The sequence below is a fragment of the Burkholderia sp. JKS000303 genome (assembly GCF_002563755.1).
GTDB lineage: Bacteria > Pseudomonadota > Gammaproteobacteria > Burkholderiales > Burkholderiaceae > Burkholderia > Burkholderia anthina_B.
Window position 1 is genome coordinate 2,301,450 of the sequence record NZ_PDBZ01000001.1, and the last position, 14,999, is coordinate 2,316,448.

Below are 14,999 nucleotides of genomic sequence, written 5' to 3' on the forward strand. Positions count from 1 at the left end.
AGTATGCGCGCTCAGCGCGTGCCGCGCACGCGACGCAACTCGTCGTAGATCAGCAGCACGGCGCCGACCGTGATCGCGGAGTCGGCGAGGTTGAACGCCGGGAAGTGCCACGCACCGAGGTGGAAATCGAGAAAGTCGATCACGTGGCCGTAGACGAGCCGGTCGATCACGTTGCCGAGTGCGCCGCCGAGGATCATCGCGAGCGACAGGCTGAACAGTCGCTGCTGGCCGTGGCGGCGCAGCAGGAAGCAGATCACGAGCGTCGCGCCGATGCCGAGCGCGGTGAACGCCCAGCGCTGCCAGCCGCCCGCGGTCGACAGGAAGCCGAACGCGGCGCCGCGGTTGTACACCAGCACGAGGTTGAAGAACGACGTCAGTGCGTGCTGCGCACCGTACGCGAACGTTTTCTGGATCGCGATCTTCGACAGCTGGTCGAACAGGATCACGATCAGCGAAATGCCAAGCCAGGGCGCGAGCGCGCCGCTGGCCGGTCTCGACACGGTTTTTGCCATGGTTTAAGCAGCGCTCCGGATTTCGCCGTTTTCAAACAGGTTCGAGAAGCAGCGGCCGCACAGCGTCGGGTGGTCGGCGTGTGCGCCGACGTCTTCGCGGTAGTGCCAGCAGCGTTCGCACTTCTGGTACTTCGAAGCCGCCACGTCGATGCTTTCCTGCGCTTCGTCGTCGACCTTGACGACCGTCGCCGCCGACGTGATCAGCACGAACTTCAGGTCATCGCCGAGGCTCGTGAGCGCGTCGTAGCGCGCGCCGCTCGCATGCACGGCCACTTCGGCCTGCAGCGACGAACCGATGCGGTTCGCGGTGCGGGCTTCCTCGAGCGCCTTCGTCACGTTGCCGCGTACGTCGCGCAGCAGCGCCCACTTCTCGATCAGCGCGGCCGAGCCGGCGACTTCCGGATACGCGTAGTACGTTTCCGTGAACACGGTGTCGCTCGCCGGCTGGAACACCTTCCACGCCTCTTCCGCGGTGAACGACAGGAACGGCGCGAGCACGCGCAGCAGGCCGTGCGTCAGGTGGTACAGCGCGGTCTGCGCGGAGCGGCGCGCGCGCGAATCGGGCGCGCTCGTGTAGAGGCGGTCCTTCAGCACGTCGAGGTAGAAGCCGCCGAGATCCTCCGAGCAGTACGTCTGCAGCTTCGCGACGATCGGGTGGAATTCGTACTTCTCGTAGTGGCCGAGCAGCTCCGTCTGCAGTTGCGCGGAGAATGCGACCGCGTAACGGTCGATCTCGAGCCATTCTTCCGCCGGCACCGCATGCTGCGCGAAGTCGAAGTCCGACAGGTTCGCGAGCAGGAAGCGCAGCGTGTTGCGGATGCGGCGATAGCCTTCCGTCACGCGCTTCAGGATTTCCTCGGAGATCGCGAGCTCGCCCGAGTAGTCGGTCGAGGCGATCCACAGGCGGATGATTTCCGCGCCGAGACGGTTCGCGACTTCATGCGGATCGACGCCGTTGCCGAGCGACTTGCTCATCTTGCGGCCTTCGCCGTCGACGGTGAAGCCGTGCGTGAGCAGGCCCTTGTACGGCGCGCGGCCGTCGATCATCGACGCGGTCAGCAGCGACGAGTGGAACCAGCCGCGGTGCTGGTCCGAGCCTTCGAGGTACAGGTCGGCCGGGAACTGCAGCTGATCCTTGTGCGAGCCGCGCAGCACGTGCCAGTGCGTCGTGCCCGAGTCGAACCACACGTCGAGCGTGTCGCGGTTCTTCTCGTACAGGTTCGCGTCGTCGCCGATCAGCTCGCGCGGGTCGAGCGACTGCCACGCCTCGATGCCCGACTGCTCGACGCGCTTCGCGATTTCCTCGAGCAGCTCCAGCGTGCGCGGGTGCAGCTCGCCGGTTTCCTTGTGCACGAAGAACGCCATCGGCACGCCCCACTGGCGCTGACGCGACAGCGTCCAGTCGGGACGGTTCGCGATCATGCTGAACAGACGCTGCTTGCCCCACGACGGGTAGAACGCGGTTGCGTCGACGCCTTCGAGCGCCGTTTCGCGCAGCGTCTTGCCGCCGTCGCGCGGCGTCACGTCCATGCCGGCGAACCATTGCGACGTCGCGCGGTAGATGATCGGCGTCTTGTGGCGCCAGCAGTGCATGTAGCTGTGCGTGTACTTCTCGCTGCGCAGCAGCGAGCCGGCCGCGTTGAGCGCTTCGACGATCTTCGGGTTCGCGTCCCAGATCGACAGGCCGCCGAACAGCGGCAGCGATTCGATGTAGCGGCCGTCGCCCATCACCGGGTTGATGAAGTCAGAATCGGTCATCCCGTGCGCCTTGCACGACATGAAGTCTTCGATACCGTAGGCGGGCGACGAGTGCACGACGCCGGTGCCGGTGTCGGTCGTCACGTAGTCGCCGAGGTAGACGGGCGCGGTGCGCTTGTAGCCGGGGTGGGCCGACGCGAGCGGGTGGTGGAAGCGCAGGTTCGCGAGCTTCACGCCCGGCGCGGTCGCGACGACGCGGCCGGTCAGCTTGAAGTCGGTCATGCAGGCTTCGACGCGCTCTTCCGCGATGATCAGCAGCCCGCGCTCGGTGTCGACCAGCGCGTAGACGATTTCCGGATGGAGGTTCAGCGCCTGGTTGGCGGGGATCGTCCACGGCGTGGTGGTCCAGATCACGATGCCGCCCTCGGCGCGCGGCAGCGCCGGCAGGCCGAATGCGTGCGCGGTCTTTTCCGGTTCCGCGAACGCGAACATCACGTCGATCGTCGGGTCGGTACGGTCCTTGTACTCGACTTCCGCCTCGGCGAGCGCCGAGCCGCAGTCGAAGCACCAGTTCACCGGCTTCAGCCCGCGATACACGTAGCCCTTCTCGATGATCTTGCCGAGCGCGCGGATTTCTTCCGCTTCGTTGACGAAGTTCATCGTCTTGTACGGGTTCGCCCAGTCGCCGAGCACGCCGAGGCGCTTGAAGCCGACCTTCTGCTTTTCGATCTGCTCGGTCGCGTACGCGCGCGCCTTGCTCATCACTTCGGCCGCCGGCAGCGACTTGCCGAACTGCTTCTCGATCTGGATCTCGATCGGCATCCCGTGGCAATCCCAACCCGGCACGTAAGGCGCGTCGAAGCCGGCCATGTTGCGCGACTTGACGACGATGTCCTTCAGGATCTTGTTGACCGCGTGACCGAGGTGGATGTCACCGTTCGCATACGGGGGGCCGTCGTGCAGGATGAACTTCGGCCGGCCCTTGCTGGCCGCACGGATCTTCTCGTAGATGCCGCGCTCTTCCCATTCCTTGACCCACTGCGGCTCGCGCTTGGGCAGGTCGCCGCGCATCGGGAACGGCGTGTCGAGCAGGTTGACCGGATACTTGGCCTGCGGTTTCGAATCGGCTTTCTTGTTGCTCATGATGGGATCGCTATCAAATCGGAGGACGCTCGTGCGTCGTGAATCGGGGATGCGCGCGGGTCGGCGGCGCGAGGACGGCGGCGCGCGGCGCCGCCAGCCGGATCAGCTAATTCGGTCGGTGGCCGACGTCGAGAAGCCGGTTGCGCTGCTGCCCGGCGCGCGGTCGCGCTCGACGAAGTACGCACGCGCATTCGCGACGTCCAGCGCGATCGCGCGCGACAGCGCCTCGAGATCGTCGAACTTCGCCTCGTCGCGCAGCTTCTTCAGGAATTCGACGCGGATCAGCTTGCCGTACGCGTCGCCGTGCCAGTCGAGCAGGTGGACTTCGAGCAGCACGCGGCCCGAATCGTCGACGGTCGGGCGCAGCCCGAGGCTCGCGACGCCCGGCAGCGGGGTGGGGCCGAGGCCGTGCACCTGCACGACGAAGATGCCCGCGAGCGCCGGCCGCTTGTGCGCGATCGGCAGGTTCAGCGTCGGGAAGCCGAGGTCGCGGCCGAGCTTGAGCCCGTGCGCGACGTGGCCGCTGATCGCGTAGCCGTGACCGAGCGCCTGCGCGGCCGCATCGAGATCGCCCGCGCCGAGCGCGGCGCGCACGCCCGAGCTGGAGATGCGCGTGCCGTCGCTGCCGGCGACCGTGCCCATCTGCTCGACCTCGAAGCCGTACTGCTCGCCGGCCGCCTTCAGCGTGTCGAAGGTGCCCGCGCGTTTCGCGCCGTAGCAGAAATCGTCGCCGACCATCATCCAGCGCGTGTGCAGCCCGCCGACCAGCGTGCGTTCGACGAACGTCTGCGGCGACTGGCTCGCGAACGTATGGTTGAAATGTTCGACGACGACGCGGTCGACACCGTGATCACGCAGCGCTTCCAGCTTGTCGCGCAGCATCGCGATGCGCGGTGGCGCGCCGGCCGGATTGAAGAATTCGCGCGGGTGCGGCTCGAACGTCATCACGCACACGGGCAGGCCGCGCGCGTCCGCTGCTGCGCGCACGCGCGCGAGCAGGGCCTGGTGGCCGCGATGGACACCGTCGAAGTTGCCGATCGTCAGCGCGCAAGGCGCGCGGCTTTCGGCGTTGGGCAGGCCGCGGAAGACTTTCACGATAGCGGATGCAGCGTCGGGGAATGGGCGGTGGGATGCCGCAAAGCAGAAGATTATAAACGTTCGGGCGGCCCGGCGGCCGAGAAGGGGGGAAACGCGAGGGCGAATGGTAAAATTCGCGGATGAAAAAACTCGTGATCCTGATTTCCGGTCGCGGCAGCAACATGGAGGCCATCGTCCGCGCGTGCGCGCAGGAACGCTGGCCAGCCGAGATTGCCGCCGTGATCGCCAACCGGCCCGATGCGGCCGGCCTGGCTTTTGCTGCGTCGCACGGGGTGGCGACCGCGGTGGTCGACCATCGGTCGTTCGACGGCCGCGACAGCTTCGATGCGGCGCTCGCCGCCGAAATCGACCGTTTCGCCCCCGATCTCGTCGTACTTGCCGGCTTCATGCGTATCCTGACGCCCGATTTCGTCAGACGATACGAGGGCCGGCTGCTGAACATCCATCCGTCGCTGCTGCCGAGCTTCAAGGGCATCCACACGCACCAGCAGGCGCTCGATGCCGGCGTCGCGCTGCATGGCGCGAGCGTGCATTTCGTCATTCCCGAACTCGACAGCGGCGCGATCGTCGCGCAGGGCGCGGTGCCCGTGCGTGCGGGCGACGACGCGGCCGCGCTCGCGCAGCGCGTGCTGACGGTCGAGCACGTGCTGTATCCGCGTGCGGTGCGCTGGTTCGTCGAGGGGCGCCTGCGCCTCGAGAACGGGCGGGCAGTGGTGGCGCCGGAAGAGGCGCGCTGGATTTTCGCGGATCAACCGCATACCGAAACGAGCGAGGGCGTATGAAGCTGCACGGATTCCTGATTGGCCAGACCGAGACCTTGCTGGCCGAGGTACTGAAATTCGCCGGCCCGGCCGACGCGACGACGAGCCGGTTCTTCCGCGCGCACCCGAAGCTCGGCCACGCCGAGCGCGGCGTGATCGCCGAGGCGGTATTCGCGGTGCTGCGCCGCAAGATGGAGTTTTCGCACCTCGCCGAGAGCGGCACGGGCAGCCCCGCGCGGCGCCTCACGCTGCTCGGCCTGATGCAGACGCTCGGCCGCAACGCGCTGAAGCCGTTCGTGTCCGACACCGAGGCCGCATGGCTCGAGCACGTGTCGAAGATCGATCCGGCGAGCCTGCCGGTGCGCGTGCGCACGAACCTGCCGGACTGGATCTACCAGGCGCTGTCGGCCCGCTTTGATGCCGAGGAACTCGGGCAGCTCGCCGCGGCGCTGAACTACCCGGCGCCGCTCGACCTGCGGGCCAATGCGCAGAAGGCGACGCGCGATCAGGTGATCGACGCGCTGCGCGCGAACGGCATCGACGCGGGCGCGACGCCGTTCGCGCCGTATGGCGTGCGGGTCGTCGGCAAGCCGGCGCTCACGCGCCTGAAGCTGTTCGAGGAAGGCCAGATCGAGGTGCAGGACGAAGGCAGCCAGCTGCTGTGCTCGCTGGTCGCGCCGCGTCGCGGCGAGATGGTCGTCGATTTCTGCGCGGGCGCCGGCGGCAAGACGCTCGCGCTCGGCGCGATGATGCGCTCGACCGGGCGCCTGTACGCGTTCGACGTGTCGGAAAAGCGTCTCACGAAGCTGAAGCCGCGCCTGGCGCGCAGCGGCCTGTCGAACGTGAATCCGGTGCTGATCGACAGCGAGCACGATGCGAAGATCAAGCGGCTCGCCGGCAAGATCGACCGCGTGCTGGTCGACGCGCCGTGCAGCGGCCTTGGCACGCTGCGCCGCAATCCCGACCTCAAGTGGCGCCAGACGCGCACGTCGATCGACGAGCTCGCACCGAAGCAGGCGTCGATCCTCGCGAGCGCGGCGCGCCTCGTGAAGAAGGGCGGCCGCCTCGTCTACGCGACCTGCAGCGTGCTCCATGCGGAGAACGAAGCCATCGTCGAGCAGTTCCTGGCCGACCATCCGGAGTTCGTGCTGGTCCCCGCGCAGAAGGTGCTGGCCGACCAGCGCATCGAAATCGAGACTGGCGACTACCTGTCGCTGTGGCCGCACCGCCACGCCACCGACGGCTTCTTCGCGGCGGTGCTGGAACGGCGCCCGCAGTAACGGCGGCGCGCACGGATGATGCAGAATCGTCTGCTGTCGCACCGGCTCGCGTCGGTCATCCGCGACTTCAACCAGCCGGTGATGATCTGGCAGGCGGCGATCCTGGTCGGTGCGCTGTGTTTCGCCTGGGTGGCCGCGCGCTTCGTGCACGGCCGCATCGACGCGCGCCGGCGGGCTGCCGGCCGCGTGCCCGGCGCCGGCGCGCAGAGCCTGAAGCGCGCGCTGTTCCCGCTGTTCGGCGGGCTGTTCGTGCTGGCGGCCCAGCTCGCGTTCGACCCGTTCATGTCGACGTCGCTGCTGTCGCTCGCGCTCGTGCCGCTGTTCGGCATCGGGTTCATCTACGTGCTGTTCTTCTTCGCGCGGCGCGTGTTCGCGCGCGACGGCCACACGCATGCGTGGTTGTCGGTCGTCGAGAAGATCGTGTCGGTGATCGTGTGGGCGGCGATGGTGTTCACCGTGCTCGGGATCCAGTCCGACGTGATCGCTTGGCTCGACAGCGTGCAGTTTCGCGTCGCGAATGCGCACCTCACGCTGCTGTCGGTGATTTCCGGCGCGCTGTGGGTGTGCGTGACGCTGATGGTCGCCATGTGGCTCGGCTCGGTGCTCGAGGAGCGCCTCGCGCGCTCGAGCACGCTGGATGCGAACCTGAAGGTCGTGCTGTCGCGGGTCGGCCGCGCGCTGCTGGTGTTCGCGGCGATCCTGATCGGGCTGTCGCTCGTCGGCATCGACGTGACGGTGCTCGGCGTGTTCGGCGGTGCGCTCGGCGTCGGCCTCGGCTTCGGGCTGCAGAAGATCGCGAGCAACTACGTATCGGGCTTCATCATCCTGCTCGACCGCTCGCTGCGGCTCGGCGACGCCATCAGCGTCGGCGGGCTGCAGGGCATCGTCACGCAGATCCGCACGCGCTACACGGTCGTGCGCGGCCTCGACGGCAACGAGACGCTGATCCCGAACGAGAAGCTGATCACCGACGTCGTGCAGAACCAGTCGTCGTACCTGACACGCGGTTACGCGAAGGTTGCCGTGCAGGTCGCCTATACGAGCGACGTCGAGCACGCGCTGTCGGTGCTCGCGGAGGCTGCGCAGGGCGTGCCGCGCGTGCTCGCCGAGCCGGCGCCGACGCCGTACCTGGTCAGCTTCGGCGCGGACGGGATCGACCTGGAGCTCGGCTTCTGGATCGAGGATGCGGCGAAGGGCACGTCGGGCGTGCGTTCGAGCGTGAACCGCAACATCTGGCGGTTGTTCGGCGAACACGGGATCTCGATTCCGTTCCCGCAGCGCGAAGTGCGCGTGGTCGGCCTGCCGGACGGGTTTGCCGCGACCGGCGTGGCGGCCGGGGGCGTGCCCGTGGCCGACGGTGGCGCAGCCGACGGACAGGCGTCGGCTGCTTAGGCGCGCCGCACCGGCGTGAGCGGGCCGAATCGGGCCGAAATCGGGCCCGTCAGGCGGCCAGAACCGGATCGCGAGGCCTTCCGGGTCCGTCGATGGACTGTCCGCGTTGCTTCATAACAAGAAAATATTCATTTTTTACAAAGACTTGGAACGGTTGAAGTAAAATTCGAGTCTACACGCGGTATGCTTTCATTTTTCTGACGCCTGCGCGAGCTGGCGTCGCTCTCATCACAGGTAACTGCCTTGTTGAATTCCCTGCTCGATTTTCTTTCCCACGGGCTCCTGCATTTTTCGTGGTGGCAGGTCGCGCTGTTCGCGCTGGCCGTCACGCACGTGACGATCATCGGCGTGACGGTGTATCTGCACCGTTGCCAGGCGCACCGCGCGCTGGAACTGCATCCGATCGCGAGCCACTTCTTCCGCCTGTGGCTGTGGATGACGACCGGCATGCTGACGGGTCAGTGGGCCGCGATTCACCGCAAGCACCATGCGAAGTGCGAGACCGAGGAAGACCCGCACAGCCCGCAGACGCGCGGCATCTGGAAGGTGTTCCTCGAAGGCGCGGAGCTGTATCGCGCGGAAGCGAAGAACGAAGAGACGATGCGCAAGTTTGGTCACGGCACGCCGAACGACTGGCTCGAACGCAATCTCTACTCGAAGTATCCGATTCTCGGCATCAGCATGATGATGGTGATCGACGTCGCGCTGTTCGGCGTGCTCGGCCTGACCGTGTGGGCCGTGCAGATGGTCTGGATTCCGTTCTGGGCGGCTGGCGTTGTCAACGGCTTCGGTCACTTCTGGGGCTACCGCAACTTCAACTCGGCCGATGCGAGCACGAACCTGTTCCCGTGGGGCATCGTGATCGGCGGCGAAGAACTGCACAACAACCACCACACGTTCGCGACGTCGGCGAAGCTGTCGAACAAGTGGTACGAGTTCGACATCGGCTGGATGTACATCCGCATCATGTCGGCTTTCGGCCTCGCGAAGGTGAAGAAGGTCGCGCCGACGCCGCGCCTGAACAAGCCGAAGACGGTGCTCGACCAGGAAACGCTGCAGGCCGTGCTGTCGAACCGCTACGAAGTGATGGCGCGCTACGGCAAAGCCGTGAAGCGTGCGTACCGTCAGGAGCTCGCGCACCTGAAGGAACTCGGTTCGAGCGAGAAGTACCAGCTGATGCGCGGCGCACGCAAGTGGTTCCACAAGGACGCCGACGGCCTCGACGAGCCGCAGAAGAAGCTGCTGCCGGAGATTTTCGCGAACAGCCAGAAGCTGCATACGTACTTCCAGCTGCGTCAGGATCTGGCCGCGATCTGGGATCGCTCGACCGCGTCGCGCGAACAGCTGCTCGCGCAATTGCAGGATTGGTGCCATCGCGCGGAACAAAGCGGGATCAAGTCGTTGCAGGAATTTGCAACGCGCCTGCGTCGCTACGCCTGATTCGAAATAGATTAGAATCTCAGGACGTCGAAACCCCGCGTTGGCGGGGTTTTTTCTTTTGGGCGGCCGGTTTTCACAGGACGACCGGACGTGCCGGAATTCGTATGAGGCTTGGGGCTGCGCCGACGTGGCGCCCCGGAGGCGAGCGTAGGGGATAGGGCCGAAGGGAGCGCTCAGCGCAACTCGGTTCGACCGCGAAGCATGGGACCGGAGTAGGCGCCAAAGCGCCAACTCCGATCGACAGGAGATATGGAGATGCAATCGACGATCAAATCCGTCGAGTACGACCGGCCGGTCTCGGCAGGGACCGTCTGTGGCGTCGGGCAAGCATGGGCCAAGGTGCCCGATGCACCGTCCGCTGAAGAACGCGCCGCACTGAAGGCGCGCATCAAGGCGCTGCTCGTGCGTGAAAAAGCCGTGCTGGTCGCCCATTACTACGTCGATGCCGAATTGCAGGAACTGGCCGACGAAACCGGCGGCTGTGTCGCCGATTCGCTCGAAATGGCCCGCTTCGGCCGCGATCACGAGGCGCAAACGCTCGTCGTCGCCGGCGTGCGCTTCATGGGCGAAACCTCGAAGATCCTGAGCCCGGGCAAGCGCGTGCTGATGCCCGATCTCGATGCGACCTGCTCGCTCGACCTCGGTTGCCCGGTCGACGAATTCTCCGCGTTCTGCGATGCACATCCCGACCGCACCGTCGTCGTCTACGCGAACACCAGCGCCGCGGTGAAGGCGCGCGCCGACTGGATGGTCACGTCGTCGATCGGTCTCGAGATCGTCGCCGACCTGCATGCGCGCGGCGAGAAGATCATCTGGGCACCCGATCGCCATCTCGGCAGCTACATCCAGAAGAAAACCGGCGCGGACATGCTGCTGTGGCAGGGTTCGTGCCTCGTGCACGACGAATTCAAGGGCATCGAGCTCGACCTGTTGCGCGCCGAATATCCGGATGCGAAGGTGCTGGTTCACCCCGAATCGCCGGAAAACGTCGTCGCGCAGGCGGACGTCGTCGGCTCGACGACGCAGCTGATCGACGCGGCCGTGAAGTTCGACGCGAAGCACTTCATCGTCGCGACGGACCTCGGCATCCTGCACAAGATGCAGCTCGCGGCGCCCGGCAAGACCTTCGTTGCCGCGCCGACGGCCGGCAACAGCGCGACCTGCAAGAGCTGCGCGCATTGCCCGTGGATGGCGATGAACGGCCTCGCGAATCTCGCCGACGTGCTCGAGCGCGGTCACAACGAGATCTTCGTCGATCCCGCGATCGGCGAACGCGCGCGTCTGCCGATCGACCGGATGCTCGATTTCGCAGCCGCACACAAGAAACGCGTGCAGGCGAGCGGCGATCTGCAGCGCGACCAGCAACTGTTTGCGAACGTGGGGGCGGCATGACCACAGCAGTGTCCCCGTTGTTCGACAGCGTTCGTGCGCAATACGGCGCGGCATTCGACGAAGCGATCGCACGCAACGTCGCTGACGCGATTGCGGAAGACGTCGGCACCGGCGACCAGACCGGGCGGCTCGTGCCGGCCGGCGAGCGTCGCCATGCGCGCATCATCGTGCGCGAAGAAGCGGTGTTGTGCGGCGTGCCGTGGTTCGAGGCCGTCATCGCACGGATCGACCCGTCGATCGTCGTGCAGTGGCGCTATCGCGAAGGCGACCGGATGTCGCCGGATTCGACCGTCTGCGAACTCGAAGGGCCGGCGCGCGCATTGCTGACGGCCGAGCGCAACGGGCTGAACTTCCTGCAACTGCTGTCGGGCGTGGCGAGCGCGACGCGCCGTTACGTCGACCGTGTCGAAGGGACGCGCGCGAAGATTCTCGATACGCGCAAGACGCTGCCGGGCCTGCGGCTCGCGCAGAAGTACGCGGTGCGGGTCGGCGGTGGCGAGAACCAGCGTCTCGCGCTGTACGACGGCATCCTGATCAAGGAAAACCACATCGCGGCAGCCGGCGGCGTCGGCGAGGCGCTCGACGCGGCGTTCGCGCTCGATTCGGGCGTGCCCGTGCAGGTCGAAGTCGAGACGCTTGCGCAACTCGACACGGCGCTCGCGCACGGCGCGCAGTCGGTGCTGATCGACAACTTCACGCTCGACATGATGCGCGAAGCGGTGCGGGTGGCGGCCGGCAAGGCCGTGCTCGAAGTATCGGGCGGCGTCAATTTCGATACGGTGCGCGCGTTCGCGGAGACGGGCGTCGACCGCATCTCGATCGGCGCGCTGACGAAGGACGTGCGCGCGACCGACTATTCGATGCGGATCGTCAACTGATCGCAAGTCATGCTGTCTGACGAAAAAAAGCCGCTGGCGCGATACGCCAGCGGCTTTTTTTCGGGTGCAACAGCCCGAGAAAAGATGCGCCCGTTCAGCGTCGCGCGCGCGGCGTGAGCACGCTCGGCAGCGCTTTCGGCAGCGTATGCGGCCAGTCGCGGCTGTAGTGCAGCCCACGGCTTTCTCGGCGCGAATATGCGCTCTTCACGATCAGCGTCGCGACGTCGACGAGATTGCGCAGCTCGAGCAGGTCGCGCGTCACGCGGAAGTTCGCGTAGTACTCATGGATTTCGTCGCGCAATAGCGATAGCCGGTGCTTCGCGCGTTCGAGGCGCTTGTCGGTGCGCACGATGCCGACGTAGTTCCACATCAGGCGGCGCAGCTCGTCCCAGTTGTGTGCGACGACGACTTCCTCGTCCGCATCCGACACGCGGCTTTCGTCCCAGGCGGGCAGCGTGGCCGGCGTGTCGGCATCGTAGCCGGCCGCTTCGATCGCCTCGGCCGCCGCGCGACCGATCACGAGGCATTCGAGCAGCGAGTTGCTTGCGAGCCGGTTCGCGCCGTGCAGCCCCGTGTACGACGTTTCGCCGACTGCGTATAGGCCCGCGAGATCGGTGCGCCCCGCGAGATCGGTGACGACGCCGCCGCACGTATAGTGCGCGGCCGGCACCACGGGAATCGGCTGCTTCGCGATGTCGATGCCGAATTCGAGGCAGCGCGCGTGGATCGTCGGAAAGTGTTCACGCAGGAACGCTTCCGGCTGATGGCTGATGTCGAGATACACGCAGTCGATCCCGCGCTTCTTGATCTCGAAGTCGATCGCGCGCGCGACGATGTCGCGCGGCGCGAGTTCGGCGCGCGGATCGTGCGCCGGCATGAAACGCGTGCCGTCGGGCAGCCTCAGCAGGCCGCCTTCGCCGCGCACCGCCTCCGAAATCAGGAACGACTTCGCGTACGGGTGGAACAGGCAGGTCGGGTGGAACTGGATGAATTCCATGTTCGACACGCGACAACCCGCACGCCACGCCATCGCGATGCCATCGCCGGTCGCGGTGTCGGGGTTGGTCGTGTACAGGTACACCTTGCCGGCGCCGCCGGTCGCGAGCACCGTGTGCGGCGCCTCGATCGTGATCGTGCGGTCGTTGTCGACGTCGAGCGCATACAGGCCGTGACAGCGGCGGCCGGGCAGGCCGAGCCGGTCCGACGTGATCAGGTCGATCGCGTGATGGTTTTCGAAGAAGGTGATGTTCGGATGCTGGCGCGCGCGCTCGGACAGCGTCGCGAGCACCGCATGGCCGGTTGCGTCGGCCGCGTGAATGATCCGGCGGTGACTGTGGCCGCCTTCGCGCGTCAGATGGAAGCCGAGCTCGGCCGCATCGTCCTTCGTGAACGGCACGCCCTGCGAGATCAGCCATTCGATCGCTTCGCGGCCGTGTTCGACGATGTAGCGCGTCGCGCCTTCGTCGCAGAGTCCGCCACCGGCGACCAGCGTGTCGTCGACATGGTTCTCGATGCTGTCCGCGGAATCGAGGACGGCTGCGATGCCACCCTGCGCGTTATCGCTCGCGCCCTCCATCATCGAACGTTTCGCGATCAGCGCGACACGTCGCGTGCTGGCCAGGTTGAGTGCGACCGACAGCCCCGCCAGGCCGCTGCCGACGATCGCCACGTCGAATTTCATGCTGCATCTCCATCGTTACGCTTTAGATCTTGTGCGTTCCGTCGGCCGTGGCCGCGGAAAGGGGAGAGCATACCGCGTCGGGCTCATGCGTGCGCGCAAAACAAAAAGCCCCGCATGTGCGGGGCTTTTTGGTCGCCGTCAGGCTGGCAGAAACCGGAGATTACTTGATCTTGGTTTCTTTGTATTCCACATGCTTGCGGACGACGGGATCGAACTTCTTGATCGCCATCTTTTCCGGCATGTTGCGCTTGTTCTTCGTGGTCGTGTAGAAGTGACCCGTACCAGCGGTCGACTCCAGCTTGATCTTGTCGCGGGCGCCTTTTGCCATGATTGTGCTCCTTGGGCTTAGGCTTCGCCGCGTGCGCGCAGGTCAGCGAGCACGGAATCGATGCCGTTCTTGTCGATCAGGCGCAGGCCGGCGTTCGAAACGCGCAGGCGCACCCAGCGGTTTTCGCTCTCAACCCAGAACCGGCGGTTTTGCAGGTTCGGAAGGAAGCGACGCTTGGTCTTGTTGTTGGCGTGGGAAACGTTGTTGCCGCTCATCGGCGCTTTCCCAGTTACTTGGCATACGCGTGCCATGAGAGCACTCCTAATACGCTAAATTCGGGGTTCGATCGCCGATGAAGGTTCCATCGTACCGCCACGTGATCCATGGCTGCACTCAGAACGCCGAAGCCCATACAGACAAGGCCCTTCGATGGCTAGAACTGGTTGGAAAAAAGACAGACGACGATTCTAGCAGAAAAAGTTCAGAAAAATCAAACCCAATTTCGCTTCGTCGTTGCGGCGCCCCAGGGCGGGTCGCCGGGCCACAGTCTACAGCCAACCGGCGCGGGCGAACGAAAAAGTATCGGCGGTGCCGACGACGACGTGATCGAGCAGCTTCGCGTCGACGAGCTGGAGCGCTTCGTGCAGGGCGCGCGTGAGCCGGCGATCCTCCGCGCTCGGCTGCACCGCGCCGGACGGATGGTTGTGCGCGATGACCAGCGCGGCGGCATTCAGCGTCAGCGCGCGGCGCACGATCTCGCGTGGATAGACGGCCATCCGTGTGAGCGAGCCGCGCGCGCTTTCTTCCACGTCGATGAGGCCGTGGCGGGCATCCAGGTACAGCGTGACGAATACTTCGTACGGACGCGTGCCGATCTTCAGTCGCAGATAGTCCTCTACCGCGCCCGGCGAATCGATCTGCACCCGCACGCGTGCCTGTTCGGCCAACGCGCGCCGCGTGATCTCGGTCACGGCGATCAGCAGCGCCGAGCGCGCGGCGCCGATGCCGGGGTGCGTGGCGAACACGTCGGGCTCCGCGTCGAGCATGTCGCGCAGCGAGTTGCCGAACCGTGCGAGCAGTGCGCTCGCGCTGTCGAATACGTTGAGGCCGCCGCCGCCGGTGCCGAGCAGCAGCGCGATCAGCTCCGCATCGGTCAGCGCGGCCGGCCCGCGTTCCAGCAACCGCTCGCGCGGCAGGTTCGGTTTCCAGTTGCGCGGGCGGCGCTTGCGCGGCCGGACAGGGGTCGTGAGGCGGGCCGCGGCGGCCGGGACATCGGCGGTATCGCGACATTCGGTCGCCGCGACGGCGAGGCAGGGTGACAGCATGCTCGAAACTCCATTGGCGGCGGGGCGTGCGCGCGACCTCGTCGCACTTTCAGCCTTGCGCGCTCAGGTGACTTACAATATTGGCTTTGCGCCGGGCCTTTCGGCCCATTTCGGGCGCTGACGAACACGAG

13 protein-coding genes are annotated in these 14,999 nt (G+C 66.2%); 6 read left to right on the forward strand and 7 right to left on the reverse strand.

Going from position 1 to position 14,999, the window contains the following annotated elements:
* Positions 1-11: 11 nt before the first annotated feature.
* The 3 genes from lspA to BX604_RS11140 all read right to left on the reverse strand — a co-directional run bounded on the left by lspA (position 12) and on the right by BX604_RS11140 (position 4,448).
* A complete protein-coding gene (gene lspA / locus BX604_RS11130) occupies positions 12-512 on the reverse strand; it encodes a signal peptidase II (RefSeq protein ID WP_098550849.1) in 501 nt (166 codons plus the stop codon).
* A 3-nt stretch (positions 513-515) separates the two neighbouring features.
* A complete protein-coding gene (gene ileS / locus BX604_RS11135) occupies positions 516-3,353 on the reverse strand; it encodes an isoleucine--tRNA ligase (RefSeq protein WP_098550850.1) in 2,838 nt (945 codons plus the stop codon).
* A 102-nt stretch (positions 3,354-3,455) separates the two neighbouring features.
* Complete coding sequence (locus BX604_RS11140; protein WP_098550851.1) at positions 3,456-4,448, reverse strand: bifunctional riboflavin kinase/FAD synthetase; 993 nt, start codon at positions 4,446-4,448, stop codon at positions 3,456-3,458.
* A gap of 122 nt (positions 4,449-4,570) precedes the next feature.
* Here BX604_RS11140 and purN point away from each other — a divergent pair, with 122 nt between their 5' ends.
* The 6 genes from purN (at position 4,571) to nadC (ending at position 11,594) form a co-directional block, all read left to right on the forward strand.
* Positions 4,571-5,233, forward strand: coding sequence for a phosphoribosylglycinamide formyltransferase (gene purN / locus BX604_RS11145; protein ID WP_098550852.1), 663 nt, complete (start codon positions 4,571-4,573; stop codon positions 5,231-5,233).
* Entirely contained in the window at positions 5,230-6,492 is a 1,263-nt protein-coding gene (locus tag BX604_RS11150; protein ID WP_098550853.1) for an RsmB/NOP family class I SAM-dependent RNA methyltransferase, read from the forward strand. The genes purN and BX604_RS11150 overlap by 4 nt, the downstream gene beginning before the upstream one ends.
* A 15-nt stretch (positions 6,493-6,507) precedes the next feature.
* Complete coding sequence (locus BX604_RS11155; RefSeq protein ID WP_098550854.1) at positions 6,508-7,884, forward strand: mechanosensitive ion channel family protein; 1,377 nt, start codon at positions 6,508-6,510, stop codon at positions 7,882-7,884.
* Positions 7,885-8,127: 243 nt separating this feature from the next.
* Positions 8,128-9,324, forward strand: a complete 1,197-nt coding sequence (locus BX604_RS11160) for a DesA family fatty acid desaturase (protein ID WP_098550855.1) — start codon at positions 8,128-8,130, stop codon at positions 9,322-9,324.
* A gap of 255 nt (positions 9,325-9,579) precedes the next feature.
* Positions 9,580-10,716, forward strand: coding sequence for a quinolinate synthase NadA (gene nadA, locus BX604_RS11165; RefSeq protein ID WP_098552830.1), 1,137 nt, complete (start codon positions 9,580-9,582; stop codon positions 10,714-10,716).
* Entirely contained in the window at positions 10,713-11,594 is an 882-nt protein-coding gene (gene nadC / locus BX604_RS11170) for a carboxylating nicotinate-nucleotide diphosphorylase (RefSeq protein WP_098550856.1), read from the forward strand. The genes nadA and nadC overlap by 4 nt, the downstream gene beginning before the upstream one ends.
* 94 nt (positions 11,595-11,688) lie before the next feature.
* Here nadC and nadB read toward each other — a convergent pair whose 3' ends face one another.
* The 4 genes from nadB to radC all read right to left on the reverse strand — a co-directional run bounded on the left by nadB (position 11,689) and on the right by radC (position 14,868).
* The gene (gene nadB, locus BX604_RS11175; RefSeq protein WP_098550857.1) at positions 11,689-13,275 is read right to left on the reverse strand and encodes an L-aspartate oxidase; all 1,587 of its coding nucleotides are present in this window, start codon (positions 13,273-13,275) and stop codon (positions 11,689-11,691) included.
* 160 nt (positions 13,276-13,435) lie between these two features.
* Positions 13,436-13,603: a 50S ribosomal protein L33 gene (gene rpmG, locus BX604_RS11180; RefSeq protein WP_006478046.1), complete on the reverse strand. Its 168-nt coding sequence runs from the start codon at positions 13,601-13,603 to the stop codon at positions 13,436-13,438.
* A gap of 17 nt (positions 13,604-13,620) precedes the next feature.
* Entirely contained in the window at positions 13,621-13,854 is a 234-nt protein-coding gene (gene rpmB, locus BX604_RS11185; RefSeq protein ID WP_004186391.1) for a 50S ribosomal protein L28, read from the reverse strand.
* Between the two features lie 237 nt (positions 13,855-14,091).
* Complete coding sequence (radC, locus tag BX604_RS11190; protein ID WP_098550858.1) at positions 14,092-14,868, reverse strand: RadC family protein; 777 nt, start codon at positions 14,866-14,868, stop codon at positions 14,092-14,094.
* Positions 14,869-14,999: the final 131 nt, after the last annotated feature.

What these genes read in the sequence shown, in the direction of transcription:
- lspA (WP_098550849.1), bottom strand. Translation starts at nt 512, where the DNA reads ATGGCAAAAACCGTGTCGAGACCGGCCAGCGGCGCGCTCGCGCCCTGG.
- rpmB (WP_004186391.1), bottom strand. Translation starts at nt 13,854, where the DNA reads ATGGCACGCGTATGCCAAGTAACTGGGAAAGCGCCGATGAGCGGCAAC.
- nadC (WP_098550856.1), top strand. Translation starts at nt 10,713, where the DNA reads ATGACCACAGCAGTGTCCCCGTTGTTCGACAGCGTTCGTGCGCAATAC.
- ileS (WP_098550850.1), bottom strand. Translation starts at nt 3,353, where the DNA reads ATGAGCAACAAGAAAGCCGATTCGAAACCGCAGGCCAAGTATCCGGTC.
- purN (WP_098550852.1), top strand. Translation starts at nt 4,571, where the DNA reads ATGAAAAAACTCGTGATCCTGATTTCCGGTCGCGGCAGCAACATGGAG.
- BX604_RS11155 (WP_098550854.1), top strand. Translation starts at nt 6,508, where the DNA reads ATGATGCAGAATCGTCTGCTGTCGCACCGGCTCGCGTCGGTCATCCGC.
- nadA (WP_098552830.1), top strand. Translation starts at nt 9,580, where the DNA reads ATGCAATCGACGATCAAATCCGTCGAGTACGACCGGCCGGTCTCGGCA.
- BX604_RS11150 (WP_098550853.1), top strand. Translation starts at nt 5,230, where the DNA reads ATGAAGCTGCACGGATTCCTGATTGGCCAGACCGAGACCTTGCTGGCC.
- rpmG (WP_006478046.1), bottom strand. Translation starts at nt 13,603, where the DNA reads ATGGCAAAAGGCGCCCGCGACAAGATCAAGCTGGAGTCGACCGCTGGT.
- nadB (WP_098550857.1), bottom strand. Translation starts at nt 13,275, where the DNA reads ATGAAATTCGACGTGGCGATCGTCGGCAGCGGCCTGGCGGGGCTGTCG.
- radC (WP_098550858.1), bottom strand. Translation starts at nt 14,868, where the DNA reads ATGCTGTCACCCTGCCTCGCCGTCGCGGCGACCGAATGTCGCGATACC.